Source organism: Verrucomicrobiota bacterium, assembly GCA_016871495.1.
Lineage (GTDB): Bacteria > Verrucomicrobiota > Verrucomicrobiia > Limisphaerales > VHDF01 > VHDF01.
On sequence record VHDF01000015.1, the window covers coordinates 54,238 to 71,796 of the forward strand.

At 59.9% G+C, this 17,559-nt stretch carries 10 protein-coding genes and 1 pseudogene; 6 read left to right on the plus strand and 5 right to left on the minus strand.

Going from position 1 to position 17,559, the window contains the following annotated elements:
• The first annotated feature begins 306 nt into the window (after positions 1–306).
• From FJ404_05315 to FJ404_05330, 4 genes and pseudogenes are all read left to right on the plus strand, one after another.
• Entirely contained in the window at positions 307–2,739 is a 2,433-nt protein-coding gene (locus FJ404_05315; GenBank protein ID MBM3822306.1) for a nitrate reductase, read from the plus strand.
• A gap of 488 nt (positions 2,740–3,227) precedes the next feature.
• A complete protein-coding gene (locus FJ404_05320; protein ID MBM3822307.1) occupies positions 3,228–4,208 on the plus strand; it encodes a 4Fe-4S dicluster domain-containing protein in 981 nt (326 codons plus the stop codon).
• Positions 4,201–5,543, plus strand: a pseudogene (locus FJ404_05325) (polysulfide reductase). The gene FJ404_05320 and the pseudogene FJ404_05325 overlap by 8 nt, the downstream one beginning before the upstream one ends.
• Positions 5,443–6,798 (plus strand): NnrS family protein, encoded by a 1,356-nt coding sequence (locus FJ404_05330; GenBank protein MBM3822308.1) that lies wholly within the window; start codon positions 5,443–5,445, stop codon positions 6,796–6,798. Before FJ404_05325 ends, FJ404_05330 begins: the two are co-directional and overlap by 101 nt.
• 41 nt (positions 6,799–6,839) lie before the next feature.
• Here FJ404_05330 and FJ404_05335 read toward each other — a convergent pair whose 3' ends face one another.
• Complete coding sequence (locus FJ404_05335) at positions 6,840–8,222, minus strand: Gfo/Idh/MocA family oxidoreductase (GenBank protein ID MBM3822309.1); 1,383 nt, start codon at positions 8,220–8,222, stop codon at positions 6,840–6,842.
• Between the two features lie 491 nt (positions 8,223–8,713).
• On the opposite strand from FJ404_05335, the gene FJ404_05340 reads away from it, so the two are divergent.
• Positions 8,714–8,992, plus strand: coding sequence for a hypothetical protein (locus FJ404_05340; protein ID MBM3822310.1), 279 nt, complete (start codon positions 8,714–8,716; stop codon positions 8,990–8,992).
• 150 nt (positions 8,993–9,142) lie between these two features.
• Here the strand turns inward: FJ404_05340 and FJ404_05345 are convergent, their stop codons facing one another.
• Positions 9,143–11,878 carry a hypothetical protein gene (locus tag FJ404_05345; protein ID MBM3822311.1) on the minus strand — a complete coding sequence of 912 codons (2,736 nt, stop codon included), beginning with the start codon at positions 11,876–11,878 and terminating at the stop codon, positions 9,143–9,145.
• Positions 11,879–12,601: 723 nt separating this feature from the next.
• Positions 12,602–13,843, minus strand: a complete 1,242-nt coding sequence (locus FJ404_05350; protein MBM3822312.1) for an LL-diaminopimelate aminotransferase — start codon at positions 13,841–13,843, stop codon at positions 12,602–12,604.
• Between the two features lie 267 nt (positions 13,844–14,110).
• Between FJ404_05350 and FJ404_05355 the strand changes: the two genes are divergently transcribed.
• Entirely contained in the window at positions 14,111–16,093 is a 1,983-nt protein-coding gene (locus tag FJ404_05355; GenBank protein ID MBM3822313.1) for a hypothetical protein, read from the plus strand.
• A 232-nt stretch (positions 16,094–16,325) separates the two neighbouring features.
• Here FJ404_05355 and FJ404_05360 read toward each other — a convergent pair whose 3' ends face one another.
• Both FJ404_05360 and FJ404_05365 read right to left on the minus strand, forming a co-directional pair.
• Positions 16,326–16,781 carry an NUDIX domain-containing protein gene (locus FJ404_05360; GenBank protein ID MBM3822314.1) on the minus strand — a complete coding sequence of 152 codons (456 nt, stop codon included), beginning with the start codon at positions 16,779–16,781 and terminating at the stop codon, positions 16,326–16,328.
• Positions 16,782–16,786: 5 nt separating this feature from the next.
• The gene (locus FJ404_05365; protein ID MBM3822315.1) at positions 16,787–17,308 is read right to left on the minus strand and encodes a zinc ribbon domain-containing protein; all 522 of its coding nucleotides are present in this window, start codon (positions 17,306–17,308) and stop codon (positions 16,787–16,789) included.
• Positions 17,309–17,559 lie beyond the last annotated feature (251 nt).

The following is a 17,559-nucleotide window of genomic DNA, read 5'->3' on the forward strand; positions in this document are numbered from 1 at the left end:
GGGTGCGCCATCCTTCGCTTCCGGGTCTACGCTCACCTCGGATCGAAACGCCATGATAACCCTAGGCTTAGTTCTGACTTTGGACCCGGATCACCCAGAGATTTCCCGGCTCCCGTCGCGCCTGGCGGAGTGGCCGGAATGTTCAACGGGCTCCAGGCAGGATGCTTGGCTTCCCCTCGCGGTTGAAGCCTTGGACGAGGAAGCATGCCGGAATTGGCATGACCGCCTCGCCGCCCTTCCTGGTGTGGCGTTCGTCGATGTCGTTCACGTTCGTTTCAACGATTCCAACTCCGATTCCGGCAACTCATGAATTCCCAGATGAACCGTCGCCAGTTTCATCGTCTGGCAGCCCTCGCCGCCGCCAGCACAGCCGTCCAATGGCGCCTCACTCAAGCCTCCGCCAAGTCCTCGCTTCCCGATGCAAGCGGGATCCAGTGGGACAAAGCCCCGTGCCGATTTTGCGGCACCGGTTGCCATGTCCGCGTCGGGGTCAAGGAAGGGAGAGTCGTCGCCATCGAGGGCGACCCGCTCGCCGACGTCAACCGAGGCCTGCTCTGTGCCAAGGGTTACCACGTGGGGTTGGCCCTCTACGGCAAAGACCGGCTGACCCGACCGCTGTTGCGCAAGTCCGGACGTCTCAAACCTATTTCCTGGGAGGAAGCCATCGAGGTCATCGCCCGGCGCATCCAGGAGGCTCCAGCCCAGTTCGCCATTTACGGCAGCGGACAATGGACCATCCCCGAAGGCTACGCGGCCAATAAATTCATCAAGGGCGGGCTCTCAAACAATCACATCGATCCCAATGCCCGGCTCTGCATGGCCAGCGCCGTGACCGGATTCCTCAGCGTGTACGGGGTCGATGAACCGGCGGGGTGTTACGACGATCTCGACCACTGCGATGTCCTCCTCATGTGGGGCAACAACATGGCGGAGATGCATCCGGTTCTCTTCAGCCGTGTCCTGGATCGTCGCGCTCGCGGCCAAAAGGTCACCCTCATTGACCTGGCCACCCGCCGCACGCGTACCACCGAGCATTGCGATCATTATCTCGAATTCAAACCCCATACGGATCTCGCCATCCTCAATGGCATCGCCCATCTCCTGCTCGAAGAAGGACGTCACGACGCGGCCTTCGTCGAACGCCATTGCCGGTTCCGAAAAGCTCCCCGGGATCCCGCGGCGCCGACCCCGGTGCAACTCCTCGGCGAAGACATGACGTTGGCGGATTACCGTGCGGCCCTCGCACCCTACACCCCCGCCCACGTCGAGAAACTCTCAGGCGTTCCCGCGGAAAAGATCCGGTTCCTGGCGGATCTCTTCGCGCGGCGCGACCTCCGCATCACCAGCACCTGGCGCATGGGATTCAACCAGCATTCCCGCGGCACCGCGGTCAATCGGCTCTGCCACGGTGTTCATCTTCTGAGCGGACACTTCGGACGACCCGGTGATGCTCCCACCTCCCTCACCGGCCAGCCCAGTGCCTGCGGCACCGCTCGCGAAGTCGGCACGCTGTGCCACTTCCTGCCGGGCGGGCGATTGATCCTCAACCCCGATCATCGGCGCGAAACGGAGCAACTCTGGAACCTGCCCGAAGGCCACATCCTCCCTAAGATTGGCCACCACACCGCGCTGCTCTGGGAAAAGTTCTGCACGCCTGCCGACCAGGGTGGAGACATTTCCACCGTCTGGGTTCAAGTCACGAACCCCGGTCAATCCCTCCCCAACCTCGCCAAGCTCTTCGACCCGAAAGCGCGGATCCCCGGGAAGTTCCTCATCGTGTCCGATGTGTATCCCACCGCCACCACGGAACTCGCCGACTTGGTCCTGCCTTCCTCCATGTGGGTGGAAAAAAACGGCCTCTATGGAAACTCCGAGCGCCGCACCCAACAATGGTTCCGCATGGTGCAACCCCCGGGGGAAGCACGGGACGACGCGTGGCAAATCATCGCCGTCGCACGCCGCCTTCACGATCTCGGCTTCCCCGGCATGAAGGACAAATCGGGCCGATTCCTCTTCTCGTTCAAGAATGAACAGGGCGCGGAGGTTCCCGTCTGGGATTGGAAACGCTACTACGACATCAACGTGGACAAAGCGATCTTCGAGGAATACCGCCAGTTTTCCCGCGCCAAACACAAGGATCTCGCGCCCTACGATGAATACGTCAGGTCCCGGGGCATGCGCTGGCCGGTCACCCGCCAGCCCGACGGTTCATGGCGCGAAACCAAATTCCGCTTCTCCGAATTCGACAACCCCTACGTGAAAAAGGGCGCCGGCATCCAGTTTTACCATTCCACCACCAAGGATGACCGTGCTCAAATCTGGTTCGCCCCTTACGAACCCCCACCGGAATCCCCGGACGCCCAATACCCCTTCTGGCTCTGCACCGGTCGCGTGCTCGAACACTGGCACACCGGCAGCATGACCCGGCGGGTGCCGCAACTTCATGCCGCCATGCCCCACGCGTACGTGGAAATGCATCCCGAAGACGCGAAAGATCGAGGGCTCGGCAATGGGGAATCGGTGATCGTGCAGACACGCCGGGGAGAACTGCGACTGCCGCTTTGGATCTCCGGTCGAGGCCATCCCCCACGGGGTTCACTGTTCATCCCGTTCTTTGACGAACGACTGCTGTGCAACCAACTCACCTTGGGTGATCTTGATCCCATTTCCAAGGAACCGGACTACAAAAAGTGCGCCGCCGCCGTCCGTCGCGCTCCCCCCACCACCCCTTCTCTTTGATGACATGGCCGGAAGCCCCGCCCAGCCCAGGGTCCACACGGAAGCCCGCTCGCCTTCCGGCACACCCCTCACGGTCGCGTGCGGGACCTGCCACGCTCCCAAACCCCCTAACGTGGCGCGACAATCCAGCGAAGGATTGGGCTTCCCCCACGAAAACTTGCATTACCGCCACGGTTCACTCAGCTGCCTGAGCATGTCATCATGCGGACGATTACGACTCGCTCCGCCTGGCGGATGGACGCCGCATCCCGTTCGCCGAAACCATGGCGCTTTGCGCACAATGCCACGGACCCCAAAAACGTGACTTCGACCACGGATCCCACGGCGGCATGACTGGCCATTGGGATCTGGAGCGCGGACCGCGCCTGCGCAACCACTGCGTCCATTGCCACGACCCTCACGCGCCGGCCTTTCCTTTGGTCCGTCCAGTGCTCCCCCCCCCGGGATCGAATCTCCGTCCAACCGCCCTCTCCACGCCACTGAACCTCATGACCCCTCCCACCCATCCCAAACCCGATGGCGCTCCATCCGCAGGCTGCTCGTGCGGCGGCGACTCGTCCGGATGCTCCGGCGGTCTTTCCCGTCGTTCGATGCTTAAAGCACTCGGGGCCACTCTCGGGGCCGCCGCTTACGCCAAAGCCCTCGCTCCACGGACCCAACTCACCAAGGACATCTCCATGGATGAGTTCCTCCAGAAGCATTACAAGGAACTGAGCGTCGAGGAAATGGCCCGGGTCCTGCGCCGTCTCACCCGGGAATGCAAAGACCAGTATGGGGCCGACGCGACGATCACGGATCCCAAGGCCGGAGATGGCGTCAAATTCGGCTATGCTCTGAATCTTTCCATCTGCAATGGGTGCCGCAAATGCGCCGAAGCCTGCCACCTCGAAAACAACCACGATCGCCCCTCCAACCAAAGCTACATCCGCGTGTTCGAGATGAGCAAAGGCTCCATGGATTTCGAAAAAGGCTCCGCGCACTACGACCATCCCGTTCCCCAGCCGGATAAATATTACATGCCTGTCCAATGCCAGCAGTGCGAGTTCCCTCCCTGCGTGGACGTCTGCCCCGTGGAAGCCACCTGGAAGGAAAAGGACGGCATCGTGGTCGTGGACTACAACTGGTGCATCGGCTGCCGCTACTGCGAAGCCGCATGCCCCTATCACGCGCGCCGGTTCAACTGGACCAAGCCCCAAATCCCCGCTGCGGAAGTCAATCCCAACCAGGCCTATCTCAGCAATCGCATCCGGCCCCAAGGGGTCATGGAGAAATGTACGTTCTGCTTGCATCGAACCCGGGAAGGCCGCTTGCCAGCCTGCCTCGAAGCCTGTCCGACGGGCGCTCGCGTTTTCGGCAACCTCCTCGACCCAAAATCGGAAATCCGCTGGGTGCTCGAAAACAAACGCGTGTTCGTGCTCAAAGAGGACTTGGGCTTGAAACCTCAGTTTTTCTACTTCTTCGATGAGTAACCCCACCCCTGCCGCCATCGCCACCCCACCCCCCGACGGGATCCTGACCGGGGGCTGGAGACCTTTCGCCCGGTTCGTTCTCAACGCTTTCAGCCAATCCATCGAAGGCGGCTGGTTGTTCTACGCCTGGATGACACTGCTGACCGCCATCTTTCTGGTCGGGGCCAACGCCTGGGCCGTCCAGGTCCGCGATGGCATGGCGGTCACCAGCATGAGCGATCACGTCTCCTGGGGGCTCTACATCGCCAACTTCACCTTTCTCGTCGGACTCGCTGCCGGTGGCGTCATGATGGTCATACCCGCCTACCTCTACCACGACCATGAAATGCACGACATGGTCATCATCGGCGAATTACTGGCCATCGCGGCCATTGTCATGAGCATCATGTTCGTCGTCTGCGATCTCGGACGCCCCGAACGTTTCTGGCATCTCCTGCCCGGCCTCGGACGCTTCAATTTCCCCGTTTCGATGCTGACCTGGGACGTCATCGTCCTCAACGGCTACCTCCTCATCAACATGCACATCTGCGGCTACTTGCTCTATGCCCGCTTTCGCAAACAGCCGCCCGTCAAACGCTGGTACGTCCCCTTCGTCTTCCTCAGCATTCTGTGGGCGATCTCCATCCATACCGTCACCGCTTTTCTCTACTGCGGACTGGGAGGACGGCCTTTCTGGCACACGGCGCTCCTCGCCCGCGCTTCCTCGCCAGCGCTTTCGTGAGCGGCCCCGCCTTTATCGTCGTGGCGATTCAGATCCTGCGGCATTTTACCGGGCAATCCTTCGGCGATGGCCCGATTCGGACGCTGGTCGGCATCATGCGCGTCACCATCCTCATCAATCTGCTCATGGTCGCTTCCGAAGTCTTCGTCGAGTTCTACACCGGCGGCAGCCACTCGGGAGCGGCCAAATACTTGTACTTCGGACTTCACGGCCATCAGGAATTAGTCGCCTGGATTTGGGTTTCCATCGGGTTTACTCTCGCCGCCACCGTACTGCTCCTGCGCCCCAATGTGACCCGGCATCCGCGACTCTTGAACCTGGCCTGCTTTCTAGCCTTCGCCGGAATCTGGATCGAGAAAGGCATGGGCATGATTGTTCCCGCATTCATTCCAAGCACCCTCCACGAAATCGTGGAATACCGGCCGAGCCTGATCGAGTGGAAGGTCACGGCCGGAATCTGGGCTTTCGGCCTGATGCTCTACACCCTCCTGCTCAAAATCGCTATCAACGTGTATGCCGGGCGGCTGCGAAGCACTCTCCCTACAGACGGAACTCCTCCCAGCACCTCACCAGACTCCGGGCCTGGGTTGCCATCCACGAGTCCGGCGGCTTAAAAGCATGGCGTTCCCGGTTTGCACGAAACACGGCGCAACCTCGCCCCGCAAGGCTCACCCCATCAGAGACCGCGGACGCTGGCTGGCAGCCGAACCGTTCCGTCTGTTCTTTGCCAGCGGCATGCTCTGGAGCATCGCCGCCGTGGCTCTGTGGCCACTCTTTTACAGCGGCCTCCTCCTCCAATACCCCGGGTTCGTCCATAGCCGGCTCATGATCCAGACCTTCGCGGGGGCCTTCGTCGTCGGATTCCTTGGCACCGCCGGTCCTCGCATGGCCGAAGCTCCCAAACTCACGGTGATCGAACTCGCCGTCCTCTTCTCCCTTCACTCCGCCAACGGTATCTTTCACCTGCTCCACTTTCCCCGCGTCGCGGATACCTGCTTCCTGACCCTGCTCGGGGCTCTGCTCTGCAGTCTCGTCTCTCGCATCGTTTTCTTCCGCAAAGACGCGCCACCCCCGCAGATGATCCTGGCCCTCGCCGGTATCCTCTCGGCCCTCGCCGGCACCGCCCTCGGAATGCAGGAAAGCGGGATGGACGATCCGGACCGCAAACGCCTCGCCCAATTGCTCCTCCATCAAGGCTTCCTCTTGCCACCGGTGCTGGGAGTGGGAGCGTTCATCTTTCCACGGATCATGGGAAAGAATTTTGGAGGAGCCGCCCATGCCTCCGAAGCGAAAGCGCGGGGGATTCGTGCGTTGTTGGCGGCCACCCTGCTTTTCAGCTCCTTCTTCCTCGAGACCTCCGGATGGCCCCGCGCGGGAGGCTGGATGCGGACCCTGGTCACGGCCTACTACTTGGCGGCCGAAGTGCAATGGCAGATGCGTCCGGGTGAACCTATTCCGGGCACCCTGGCCCGAGGACTGGTCCTGGCGCTTCCCACCGCGGTGGCCGGACTCGCCTTGTCGGCGTGCTTCCCAGTCTGGCGCGTGCCTCTCGAACATCTCCTCTACATCGGAGGGTTCGGCCTGCTCATGATGATTGTGGCCAGCCGGGTGCTTTTCGGCCACAGCGGCGAAATCGATGACTTCTCGAAAGTTTCGAAATCTGCGCGAGGCTTGCTCCTCCTGACCCTTCTCGCAGCCGCGACGCGCGCCAGCGCTGATTTCTGGCCACGCATTCAAATCTCCCACCATAACTACGCTTCCCTGGCCTGGGGATTAGCCGCGCTCCTCTGGCTCTACTGGCACCGCCGCCGATTCGTCAAACGAGAGCCCGCCTCGTCACACGAACAGACTCTCGCCACCGATTCATAACCCCTCCTGGCAAGAGGCCGCCGAACTCGGGGATCGATCCGTCAGGCCCTCTGGGAATAGGGCAATTTCCAGGGTTTTCGATAACGCACGCCGACCAACTTGTCGGCCTGCGCATCGTTCGTGACGCGCTCGCGGGCGGCATCCCACTCGATTTTTGAACCAGACCTGAACGCGATGTTGCCGAGATGTGCGATGGTGGAAACGTGATGAGCCAGTTCCGCGTGCAGCACCGGCTGTTTCCTGGATTTCACACAGTCGAGAAAATTGCGGATGTGTGCGGGATGGCCGTTGCTGCCACTGCCCGGATGCTTGGCCGGTTCCAAATTGCCTTTGCCACGTCGTTCGATTTGCACCTGCCAGCCTTCTTCGTTCATGGTGACAGTGCCTTCACTGCCGCTCCAGGCAATGCCCCACGACCGGCCGTTCATTCCAAGACCCACCCCGCTCTTATGCTCCCATTGCAGGAGAAAGTCCTGAAATTCGTAGAGTGCAATTTGCGTGTCCGGCGTCTCCCGCATGTCGGTTTGCACAAAAGTGCCCCCGCTCGCACAGACGGTCCTGGGTGACACGACCGGCAACCCCATCATGGCCATGTTCAGCAAATGCACTCCCCAATCCGTCATGAGTCCGCCAGCGTAATCCCAGAACCAGCGGAAGTTATAATGAAACCGGTTGAGGTTGAACGGCCGCTTCGGCGCCGGCCCAAGCCAAAGGTCGTAATCAACTCCCGGCGGCGGTTCGCTGTTCGCAGGACGTCCGATGTCCGGCTGCCAGTCCAGCCACGCCCACGCGCGGGCCAGGCTCACCTTGCCAATCCGGCCCGACTGCACAAAGTCAGTGGCCTCGATCATGTGCCGGCAGCTTTTCCACTGGGACCCCATCTGCACCACTCGCTGATGCTTTTGAGCTGCGGTAACGATGGCCCGGCCTTCGTCAATCGTCGAAGCCAGCGGCTTCTCAACATACACATCCTTCCCGGCCTGACACGCGAGGACCGTGGGCAGGGCGTGCCAGTGATCCGGTGTCGCGACCAGCACGATGTCCACATCCTTGCGCTCCAGAACCCGGCGAAAATCACGCACGGTTTCAGGCTTGGCCCGTCCGCGCTTTTCGCAGATGGCCGCACCCTTCGCCTGCCGGGTATCGTCGACGTCCGCAATCATGACGCAATCGACCTCGGGATTGGCGAGAAACATGTCGAGATCCCCGCCCCCCATGCCACCGCAGCCGATGACCCCCAGACGGATCCTCGAATTGGCCCCCACCGCTGCCGCATGTCCGGTTCTCACCCAAGGCCCTGTCGCGGCCAGACCCAGCCCTGCCGTGACAAGCCCGGCGGCAGTCAAACCGTTCGTACGGACAAACTCACGGCGGGAGATCTTTCCAAACGACGATGAAAGACGTGGTGTGGGAGTGTTCTTCATGTTTCACCGCCATGCTGCACTCCGGGGTGCGGACCGTAAAGCGGGAAGAGCTTCCACAGAAGCGAATCCGTGTATCCACAGGTTTTCGGTGACCGGGTCGTCGTGGTAACGCAGACAGCCCTGTCTGCTGTGGCGCAAGCTGCCCAGCCTGCGGGGCGACGAAGGGAACCCGGCGCGTGGATTTCCTCCGCGTTCAAAGATTCGGCGAGTTTTTTACTCGCCGCAGCCGAAGGCCGAGGGGTAAACTGCCCATGCTCCTGAACCGGACGAATCCCTCTTCTATGGACATTTCTTTTCAATGCCCGGAATGCGGTCAGTTGTTGGAAGCGGATCCCGCAAATTCCGGCTCGCAGATTAGTTGCCCGGCCTGCAACAAACCTATCTTGGTGCCATTTTCCGAAGCCGCGCCCACCGCGGCCGCCCCTCCTCCTCCGCAACCCACTCCTCCGGCACCCGAGACTTCGACGTCAGAGCGCCATTTTTCCGTCCCGGTGAGAGAAACGCCCGCGCCCAGTTTGATCGAGAAACCCAAGAAGCCGCTCGACGCGGCCGCCAAAGAAATGGACAAGAGCATCAGGGTTCGGTGTATCCGCAGGCAGGAATGCATCGAAGTGGGTCATGACCGGTTCGAGGAAATCGTCACCGCGTTCCTTCAAAAAGTGGGGGAGGCGAACGTCATCAACTTGTGCACCGTGAATTATTCCTATGTGGACATGGGCTCTCGCCAAATCCTGAACGATTTCGGAATTCTCATCACGTACCGGGGTTAAACCTGAATTTCGATGAGGTCATGAGGCACTGCGACTCGACGGGATCCGCGTCGACAAGTATTCAAAGTTTCAGGCGGCGCAAACCCCGCGCTTCAGTTGGAATCCTCCGAGCCACCGTGACCCTCAACCGATCGAAAAGACGCGTGAGCTTCAATGAATCTTGAGCCGGTAGAACCTGGATACACCGGATAATTCTCGATCCAGGAATTCGCCTCGTTCTTGGTCAACGTCGAATTCCACGAAAGGTCGCCCAATACCCTCTGATCTTTCGACGGTGTATTTTCTCCCGGGTTCAATAGTCCATCTGAGGTGAAGACCGTCGGAAATTCGAGTCCATTGGATTGGAGTCGGGCGAACGAGTCCCAAAGCTGGCAGCCCGTAGGATCTCAGGTCATATTGGAAACCGGGAGAAAAGGCGCGGGACGAAACCGCCGCATGGTTGGTGAATGCGCCGGACGGAGAAGGGAATCGGGTCCACGATCCATTGGAGGGCACGGAATCGTAAACCACTCGGGAGACCAATCGGCCTTCGGGATTGCGCAACTCGATGGAATCTCCTCCGCCATTGTTCAAACCCAGGCCGGCGGAACCTTCGCTGGCAGGGACCGCGGGTATTTCAGCCGCTAAGCCTGCTCGGCCGAGGGGTCCCCCATAGACCACGACGGCATTGGACGATCCCACCACGTAGGGTTCGACGAATCGGTGCCGCAACCGGGCGCTGTCTGACAGGCTCCACCCGGCCAAGTCCAGACTCACTTCCGTGAGATTGACGATTTCCACAAATTCATCGAGGGAGGGATCCAGCGTGAGCGGAACGGAGCGACGCAAGGGATTGAACAAGGGCGATGCGGCATTCGTGGATGGATTGGCGAGAAACTCGCCGATGACGACGCGTTGTTCCAAAACCGTGGGAACATAGACGGTGAAAGCCAGACCATTCGTGGCTTCGTCATGTTGAGCTCTCAAGCGGAATGTCCAAAAGCGTCCAGCATCCGCGGAGGTCGGAGTGTAGAGGAAGGTCGCGGCGGATTCGCCTTTCCCGGGAGGATGAACCGACCATTGCGCGGTCGCCGGCAGAACGGCGGACAGGGGAATGAGGTTCACGAGCTTCGACGCATCGGCACGCGCTACGACAGTCAGATGAAGTTGTTCTCCCGGCAGAAGCGCATGCTCCAGGAATCGATTCGTGGCGGCATCGCCGGGTCGAAGCAGCCGGAGTCGATTGGTCAAACTCAACTCGGGAGGCGGGGAAATGGAGCGGATGTCTTCCCACCGATCGACCAGGATCTGGTAGCCGTTCGTGCGCGGATTGACCGTGTCGAACTGGCTGAGCATTCCCGTGATATTCACCGTGCCAGGAGGTTTCGGGCGTTTCAAGGGTTCGGGCAATCGGGAATCCAACCGAACGGTAAACCCGCTTCCTGCGCGATTCGTCACCCGAATGCTGCTTCCGGCCACCAGCTCTTCAGCGTTGGAGGCGAAGCCGACGGCGAGAGCGGCGATGCGCGAACCCTCGCGAGCCTCCAGCCTCGAGACATCGTTGATCTCTGAGAAATCGAATTCCATGGGAATCGGCACCGATTGATTCCGCTCCAAAACTTCAACGTGATGCTTCTTTTGAGTCACTTCAGGTGACAACTGGAGCAAACCATTGAAGTGTCCGAGGGGCGCGATGACGCGGACCCTGTCTCCGTGTTGCGGGACGAAGACTTTGGCGCCGCCTTTCCAAAACACGGCAATGCCCGCCGTGGGATCTTGCAGGAAGAAACTCGCGTCGGCTATACCGGCCACGTTGATCGTGCTCGTCACGATGCCCTCGGCGGAAAAGACATTCTCGGAAGCTTCGGGGAGAAAAAGCGGGGGAAGAACGCGCCGACGGAGCCCGGCGATGGCCTCGGGCGCAAACACGCCGCGGGGAATGATTTCGAGTTTCGCCGCTTCGCTGGTCAAAGTCGCCGTCGCGTTGCTGAGCACCACTTGATAGAGACCGGCGTCCGAGACCGCCGCCCGGGGGATGGACAAAGCGGAATGGGTCTGCCCAGGCAGAACGATTCCATCGCGCTTCCATTGATAATGCGTCGCGCGCAACGCGACCACTTTGAACTCAGCGGATTCGCCCTCCTCGATCGTCAAAGCGCGAGGTTGGGTCAGCAGCTCAGGCAGGGACGGTTCCCGCGTCCAATCCCCGAGGGCTTCCGCAAATGTCGTCGCCACCACCAGGCGGTCCACGGCGATTCGACCAATGCCGCTGTTTTGCCGAAAGGCAAAACGTTCCACATCGATCCCGGAGGCGGTGTCGGAAGAAACAACCGACGCGTCACTCTCATGCTTCGGATCCACCCAAAGAGTGGCTCTTCCTTTGTCGGTCTCGAATTTTATCAGCACCACGTGATGGGCCCCCATGACGAACTCTCGGGCATGAACACCGGTGGGTGCCGTGCCGCTCCAAGAAACACCGAGCCGCACCGATCCCGCCGACGCCCCCTGTGTCACCGTCCAGAGTCGCCCCCGAAATCCACCCGCGTCATCCTTGAAATGAGCAAAGTACCCGCCCCCCGCGGCGGTGGGTATGGACTGAAACCTCAACTGGAACTTGACGAAAAAGACCTTGAAAGGATGGTCCTCCAAAAAGGGGGCACCCGAAAGCCACGCTCCGGCATCCTCGGTTCGGGATTGAGTCAGTTGCAATTCTCCCGAAACCACGTCGAGTTCGTTGGACTTCCCGCTATGCGAGGACCAGCGGGCGTGGGACGAGGGAACCAGCGGCCCGTCCGGATAGGTGAAATGATCAACCAGCAGCACGGCTGCGGAACTCTCCAACCAGCCAATTCCTGCCACGAGCACAAGCCAGATGAGAACTTTGGATCGATATTGAATTCGGCGCACAAGACCTCCTTGGATGATTCAAGGAGTGGCCCAAGACGCCAACGCTCGACGCTATGACCTCCTCTTTCCGAGCCAGGACGTCATTCAGAATGACGCCAAATCCGGATTGACCTGGGAGTGCAGTGAATCGCAGATCCAAACTCGCGACACTCCATGTCACAGTATAGAACCGTGGGGCTTTTCGAACTCCTTGTGCGCAGAATCCTATTCGTAGCGCCGCAGAAATCAACCTAAATGGAGCAGTTGAGCGTGTCGAAGGTGCGCCAAGGCTTGAGCGAGAAAGCCACGATGCACGACGAGTCGGATCCGATGAGGTGATACGTCGAGTTGGGCAGAGCGGCTTTATCGCCAAGACCTTGCGCAGATTCGGCAAGGGCAACTGCTCCGTTTAGGTTCAAGTCGCGTTTGCGACCCAGAACGGAAATCGGTGCCTCCAGAGGTTGTCGGTGACCAAGATGTCGTGGTAAGGCAGACAGCCCAGCCTGCGGGGTGACGAAGAGTACCAGGCGCGTGGAGAGCATGGAACGGCCTCGTTCTTAACCCGCTGGGCCGACGGGCCGTCGGCGATACGGCAGGCTGGGCAGCCTGCGCCAAACCCTCGAGCACCTCTCAACGATGCTGCCCCTCCCGCCGCGCGATTCGCCCGGGAAGGATGCGAGCCCTCTCCCGTGCGTCGACGGTTCGCACGACCGTTCCTTCGCCCCCTTCCTAAACCACAAAACCTCATGACCATCGGAGGACTTGCAGCCGGCGGGCAACCTCTTCGGCATTGGCGCGGCTGTTGAAGGAAGAAATCCTGATGAATCCCTCGCCTTTGGAGCCGAATCCACTGCCTGGGGTGATCACGACATGGGCTTCATTCAGAATCTTGTCGAACGCTTGCCAGGACGTGAGCCCGGCGGGCACCTGCACCCAAATGTAAGGGGCATTCACGCCGCCAAAGACGGAGAGCCCCGCTTGGCGAGCCCCGGCCACGAGAATTCTGGCATTGCCCAGATAATGCTCGATCAGCGAGCGAACTTGGGCCTGACCTTCGGCCGAATACACGGCCTCGGCGGCGCGTTGAACGATGTAACTGACCCCGTTGAACTTGGTGCTCATCCGCCGGTTCCACAGGGGGTGAAGCGGCTTGCGCTCGCCAGTGCTCGTTTCCGCAATCAACGATTTCGGGACCACCGTGAAGGCGCAACGCACGCCGGTAAATCCACCATTCTTCGAAAAGCTGCGGAATTCGATCGCGCACTCTCTCGCTCCGGGAATTTCGTAAATGGAGTGCGGAATGGCCGGATCAACAATGTAAGATTCGTAAGCCGCGTCGTAGAGGATAATCGCCCGGTGCTGAAGAGCGTATTTCACCCAAGCCTCCAATTGAGCCCGGGTCGCCACGGCTCCCGTGGGGTTGTTCGGGGAACACAGATAAATCACATCCACCGGATCCCGGGGGGGCTCGGGCACGAACCCGTTGGCCTCGGTGCAAGCCAAGTACGTCAACCCGGGATAAGCCCCGGAAGCATCAGGCTCCCCGGTATGGCCCGCCATCACGTTGGTGTCCACGTACACCGGATAAACAGGATCGCTGATGGCGATGCGATTGCGGCTCCCAAGCACGTCCAGGATGTTCCCGCAGTCACATTTCGATCCGTCGGAAACGAAGATTTCGTCATCCGCAACGTCGAGTCCCTTCTTGCGAAAGTCGTTCTCGGCAATCGCGGCCCGGAGGAAATCGTAGCCCTGTTCGGGTCCATAACCTCGAAAAGTGCCGCGCTGACCCATTTCGTCCACGGCTCGGTGCAAAGCCGCGATGACCGCGGGAGGCAGGGGTTCCGTGACATCGCCAATGCCGCAGCGGATGAGCCTCTGGGCGGCCGCGGGGTCGGAGTCGCAGAAAGCTTTCACGCGCCGGGCGATCTCGGGGAAAAGGTATCCGGCTTTGAGTTTGAAGTAATGTTCGTTGAGCAAGGCCATAAATCATGCCGCGTGCCGCCGCAGAACGGTTGCGGTGTGCCGCGCAGGCGCGGAACGTAAAGGATTCAACGCCCCAGTTCAACTGTCCCGAAACCATGCTGTGGGAAATGCCGGGCAGCCTACGCCACACGACAGACCACTTCGCGATGCACGGCGAGCGGAAGGGGTGGGTGGAATTTGTCTGGTTGACCAGTCCAAACGTCGAGTTACTTGCCCGTAACCGTTCAAGCTCCAAACCGTCTTAATGAGTGTAACGGTATCGACGACATGCATTCACTTCTTTCCCGCCTGTTCTCCCGGCTCCTTCCAGCCTTCACCCCCATCTCTTTCTCGATGTTCGCCGTCGCCGCGTCGCCCGACTTCACTCGCGCGAAACCCGCGGACGTGCTCGACACCTCAAAGGTCTGGGAAATCCATCTTCGATTCCGCGCCGATCAATTCGCGGCCATGGAACCGAAAGGAGGCGGTTTTCCGATGGGCGGAGGCGGCGGGGGACGGGGAGGACGCGGCGGATTCGGGCCGGGAACGTTTCTCGCGCCGGCCTGGATGACGCAGGGAGACACGTCGAAAGATTCCAAACTCTCAAAGGAGGAGTTTCGAGCCATGAGCGAGCGGTGGTTTGCCGCGTGGGACAAGGACAAGGCTGGCAAACTGAACTCGAGCCAGATGCGTGAGGGATTAAATGTCGCGATGGCGCCTCCCGCCGACGGAGCGCGCGGCGGACCTCCTGCCATGAATTTTCTCGGACGTGAGGGAGGGCGCAACGGGCTCTCCGCCATGACCGGCGTGGAATTCGACTATGTCCAGGCGGACCTCGAGTTCGGGGGGCAACTCTTCACCAATGTCGCAGTGCGCTACAAAGGCAACGGCACCTTCATGGAGTCTCGTGCCACTCTCAAACGATCGCTGAAAATCCAATTGGATGAACACGTGAAGGGACGAAAACTGGCGGGAATGGACACGCTGAATCTGCATAATTGCGTCACCGACCCCAGCTACATGAACGAGGTCCTCTCGCACCGGTTGTTTTTGGACGCCGGCACGCCGGCGGCGCGCGCGGGATATGCAAAAGTTTATGCCACCGTGGAAGGGAAATATGACCGGAAACTGTGGGGGGTCTACTCGATCGTGGAAAATCCTGACAACGATTTCGCGCGAGTGCATTTCGGCACTAAAAAGGGAGCCCTCTTCAAACCCGTCGGAAGGCGACTCTTCGAGGACATGGGAGACGATTGGGCCAAGTACCATCAAACCTACGATCCCAAAACCAAACTCACGACCGCCCAACAGAGGCGCGTCATCGAGTTTGCCAAACTCGTCTCTCATGCCAGCGACACCGAATTCGAATCCAAGCTGGCAGGTTTCTTGGATTTGGATGCCTTCGCACGGTTCATGGCGGTGACCACGTGGCTCTCGACCTTGGACAGCATTTTGGGCATGGGCCAAAACTTCTTGGTGTATTTGCACCCCGAAACCTCCAAGTTTCATTTCATTCCCTGGGATCTCGACCATTCGTTCGGACAGTTCCACCTCATGAGCTCCCAGGAGAAGCGTGAGCAACTGTCGATTCACGAACCCTGGCACAGCGAGATCCGCTTTCTCCAGCGGGTGTTCAAAACCCAGGCGTTCAAGAAGATCTATCTTGCCCGGATGGAGGAATTCTCCAAGACCGTGTTCGAACCCCAGCGTTTCCACCGGCAGGTGGACGAAATTGCGAGCGCCATTCGCGGGGCGGTTCAAGAGGAATCGAATGTTAAACTCGATCGATTCGACAAGTCCGTGGCCGGAGAGAGCGTCACGCCCAATCCGATGGGGTTTGGAACGCCCATGGCACCGCGCAAACCAATCAAGCCTTTCGTCGTCGCGAGAAACGCTTCTGTGAAAGATCAACTCGCTGGAAAATCCGAGGGCAAGAAGGTGGCCTTTAGAGGCTTCGGGGGGGGTGGAGGCGGAGGAAGAGGAGGGCGAGGAGGAGGATTCGGACCCGGCAATTTCGTGGCTGGGCCCTTGTTCAACCTGCTGGACGCAGACAAGGACAACTCGGTAACCGAGGCGGAGTTTAAGGAGGGTTTTGCGAAGTTGTTTCTGAAGTGGGACAAATCGAATGCGGGTTCCCTCGACGAAGAAGGCCTCAAGGATGGGATGAATGCCGATCTTGGGCCGGGTGCCGACGGAATACCTGGTCCCGCAGGCTCCGGGCGACGAGGCGGTCCGCCTCCGGGTGATGTTCCGGTTCCGACCCAACCGTGAGCACGCGCCTTGGGCTCCTGCAAACGTCCGTGGTCACCATTCCCTCATTCCCTTCCTCCTTCGAACGGCAGTTGAAAAGGGTGAAGATTTGCAAAGGCCTGCGGAAAGTTACGGTGGATCCGCAGGGTGATCCATCGAAACTCGAGAAAGACCTTTGACGCCGAGATCTTGCGGTAGATCGATGCGGATCAGTTGCCGTCTCCAGGATTAAGGGCAATTGCCGTTTTAAGGTTCAACTTAGTTCCTTCAGGGCTTGCAGGGCATACCAGCGCACGGCTGAAGAAACAGGCGGGGTGAGGTGATCCAAATCCTCCGCCGCGCACCACCGCAAATCGTGGTGCTCTGCTTCCGCTCGTCTCAAGTTGCCGGAGACGGGACGTGCCCAGTAGATCATCCCAACGTGCTCGTGCGTTTCCGAGATACGATGGATGTCCAGAAACCGAGGCGCGATGAGCGCACGCGTGCCAGGGCTGGTCGTCGGCGGGCGTTCACCGACCAACTCGATCTCGAGTCCGCTTTCCTCTCTCCCTTCGCGCAAAGCGGCCTGCTCAGGGTCCTCATCAAGTTCAACATGACCGCCGAGCGGGAGCCAGCGATCAAGTCGACGGTGATGCACAAGCAGCACGCGGCCCCGGTCGACAATGAAAAGGGCCACGGTGAAATCGATCTTGTCGTGCAGATGCGGCATGACAATCAGTAATCGTAGAGGCCTTCGTCGTGTGAGTATCCTCCGACTCCGGAACCACCCTCCCCTCCGGGGCCTCCCATGAAATCTCCAAGCACATCCCCCATGTCCTCCTCAATCTTTTCCGGATCCTCCCCGGCCTCAAGCCGTTTGATGGCGGTGTCGAGTTCCTTGGGCGCGGACCCGGGAGGCAAGAGCTCCTTCATCTTGCGCATCATGTGAGCCATGTGTTTGGGATTGTTCTCATCCAAATGTTCCATATCGCGCTCCATTTCGCCCATGACCCGCTGAACGCGTGGATCATCGAAATCCGGCATCGGCCCTTCTTGGGACGCTTCCTCTTCATCCGCATTCATGTTGGCGCCGGGAGTTTCGGAAACTCCTTTGAGATGCGCAAACCGGCTGATTTGCTTGTCCATGCGTGTGCTTCCGCACTTGGGGCATGAAGGTGTGCGATCCGGATTGATGCGTTTCGAGAGGAAACTAAAGATCTTCCTGCAGCGGGGGCAGGCAAATTCATAGATTGGCATGGTGACAACGCAAATCTGAACGGGGTTTTTTAGAGCGCAACCGTGTGTCGCGTCGGACTGATGCGCCACGAATAACGGGTTCGGCAGAAAACTCAAGCCGGAGCTTTCCCTCGAGTTGAGGGAGGTCTTGGAGACTGACCGAATGGCGGAGCCTTCGAGCACGCTGCTCGCTCGCTGCTCGTGTTTCTGAACACTCCCATTTCAGTTCACCCGTCCTTTTCCCGTTTCGGCACGCGTATTACCATTAACCT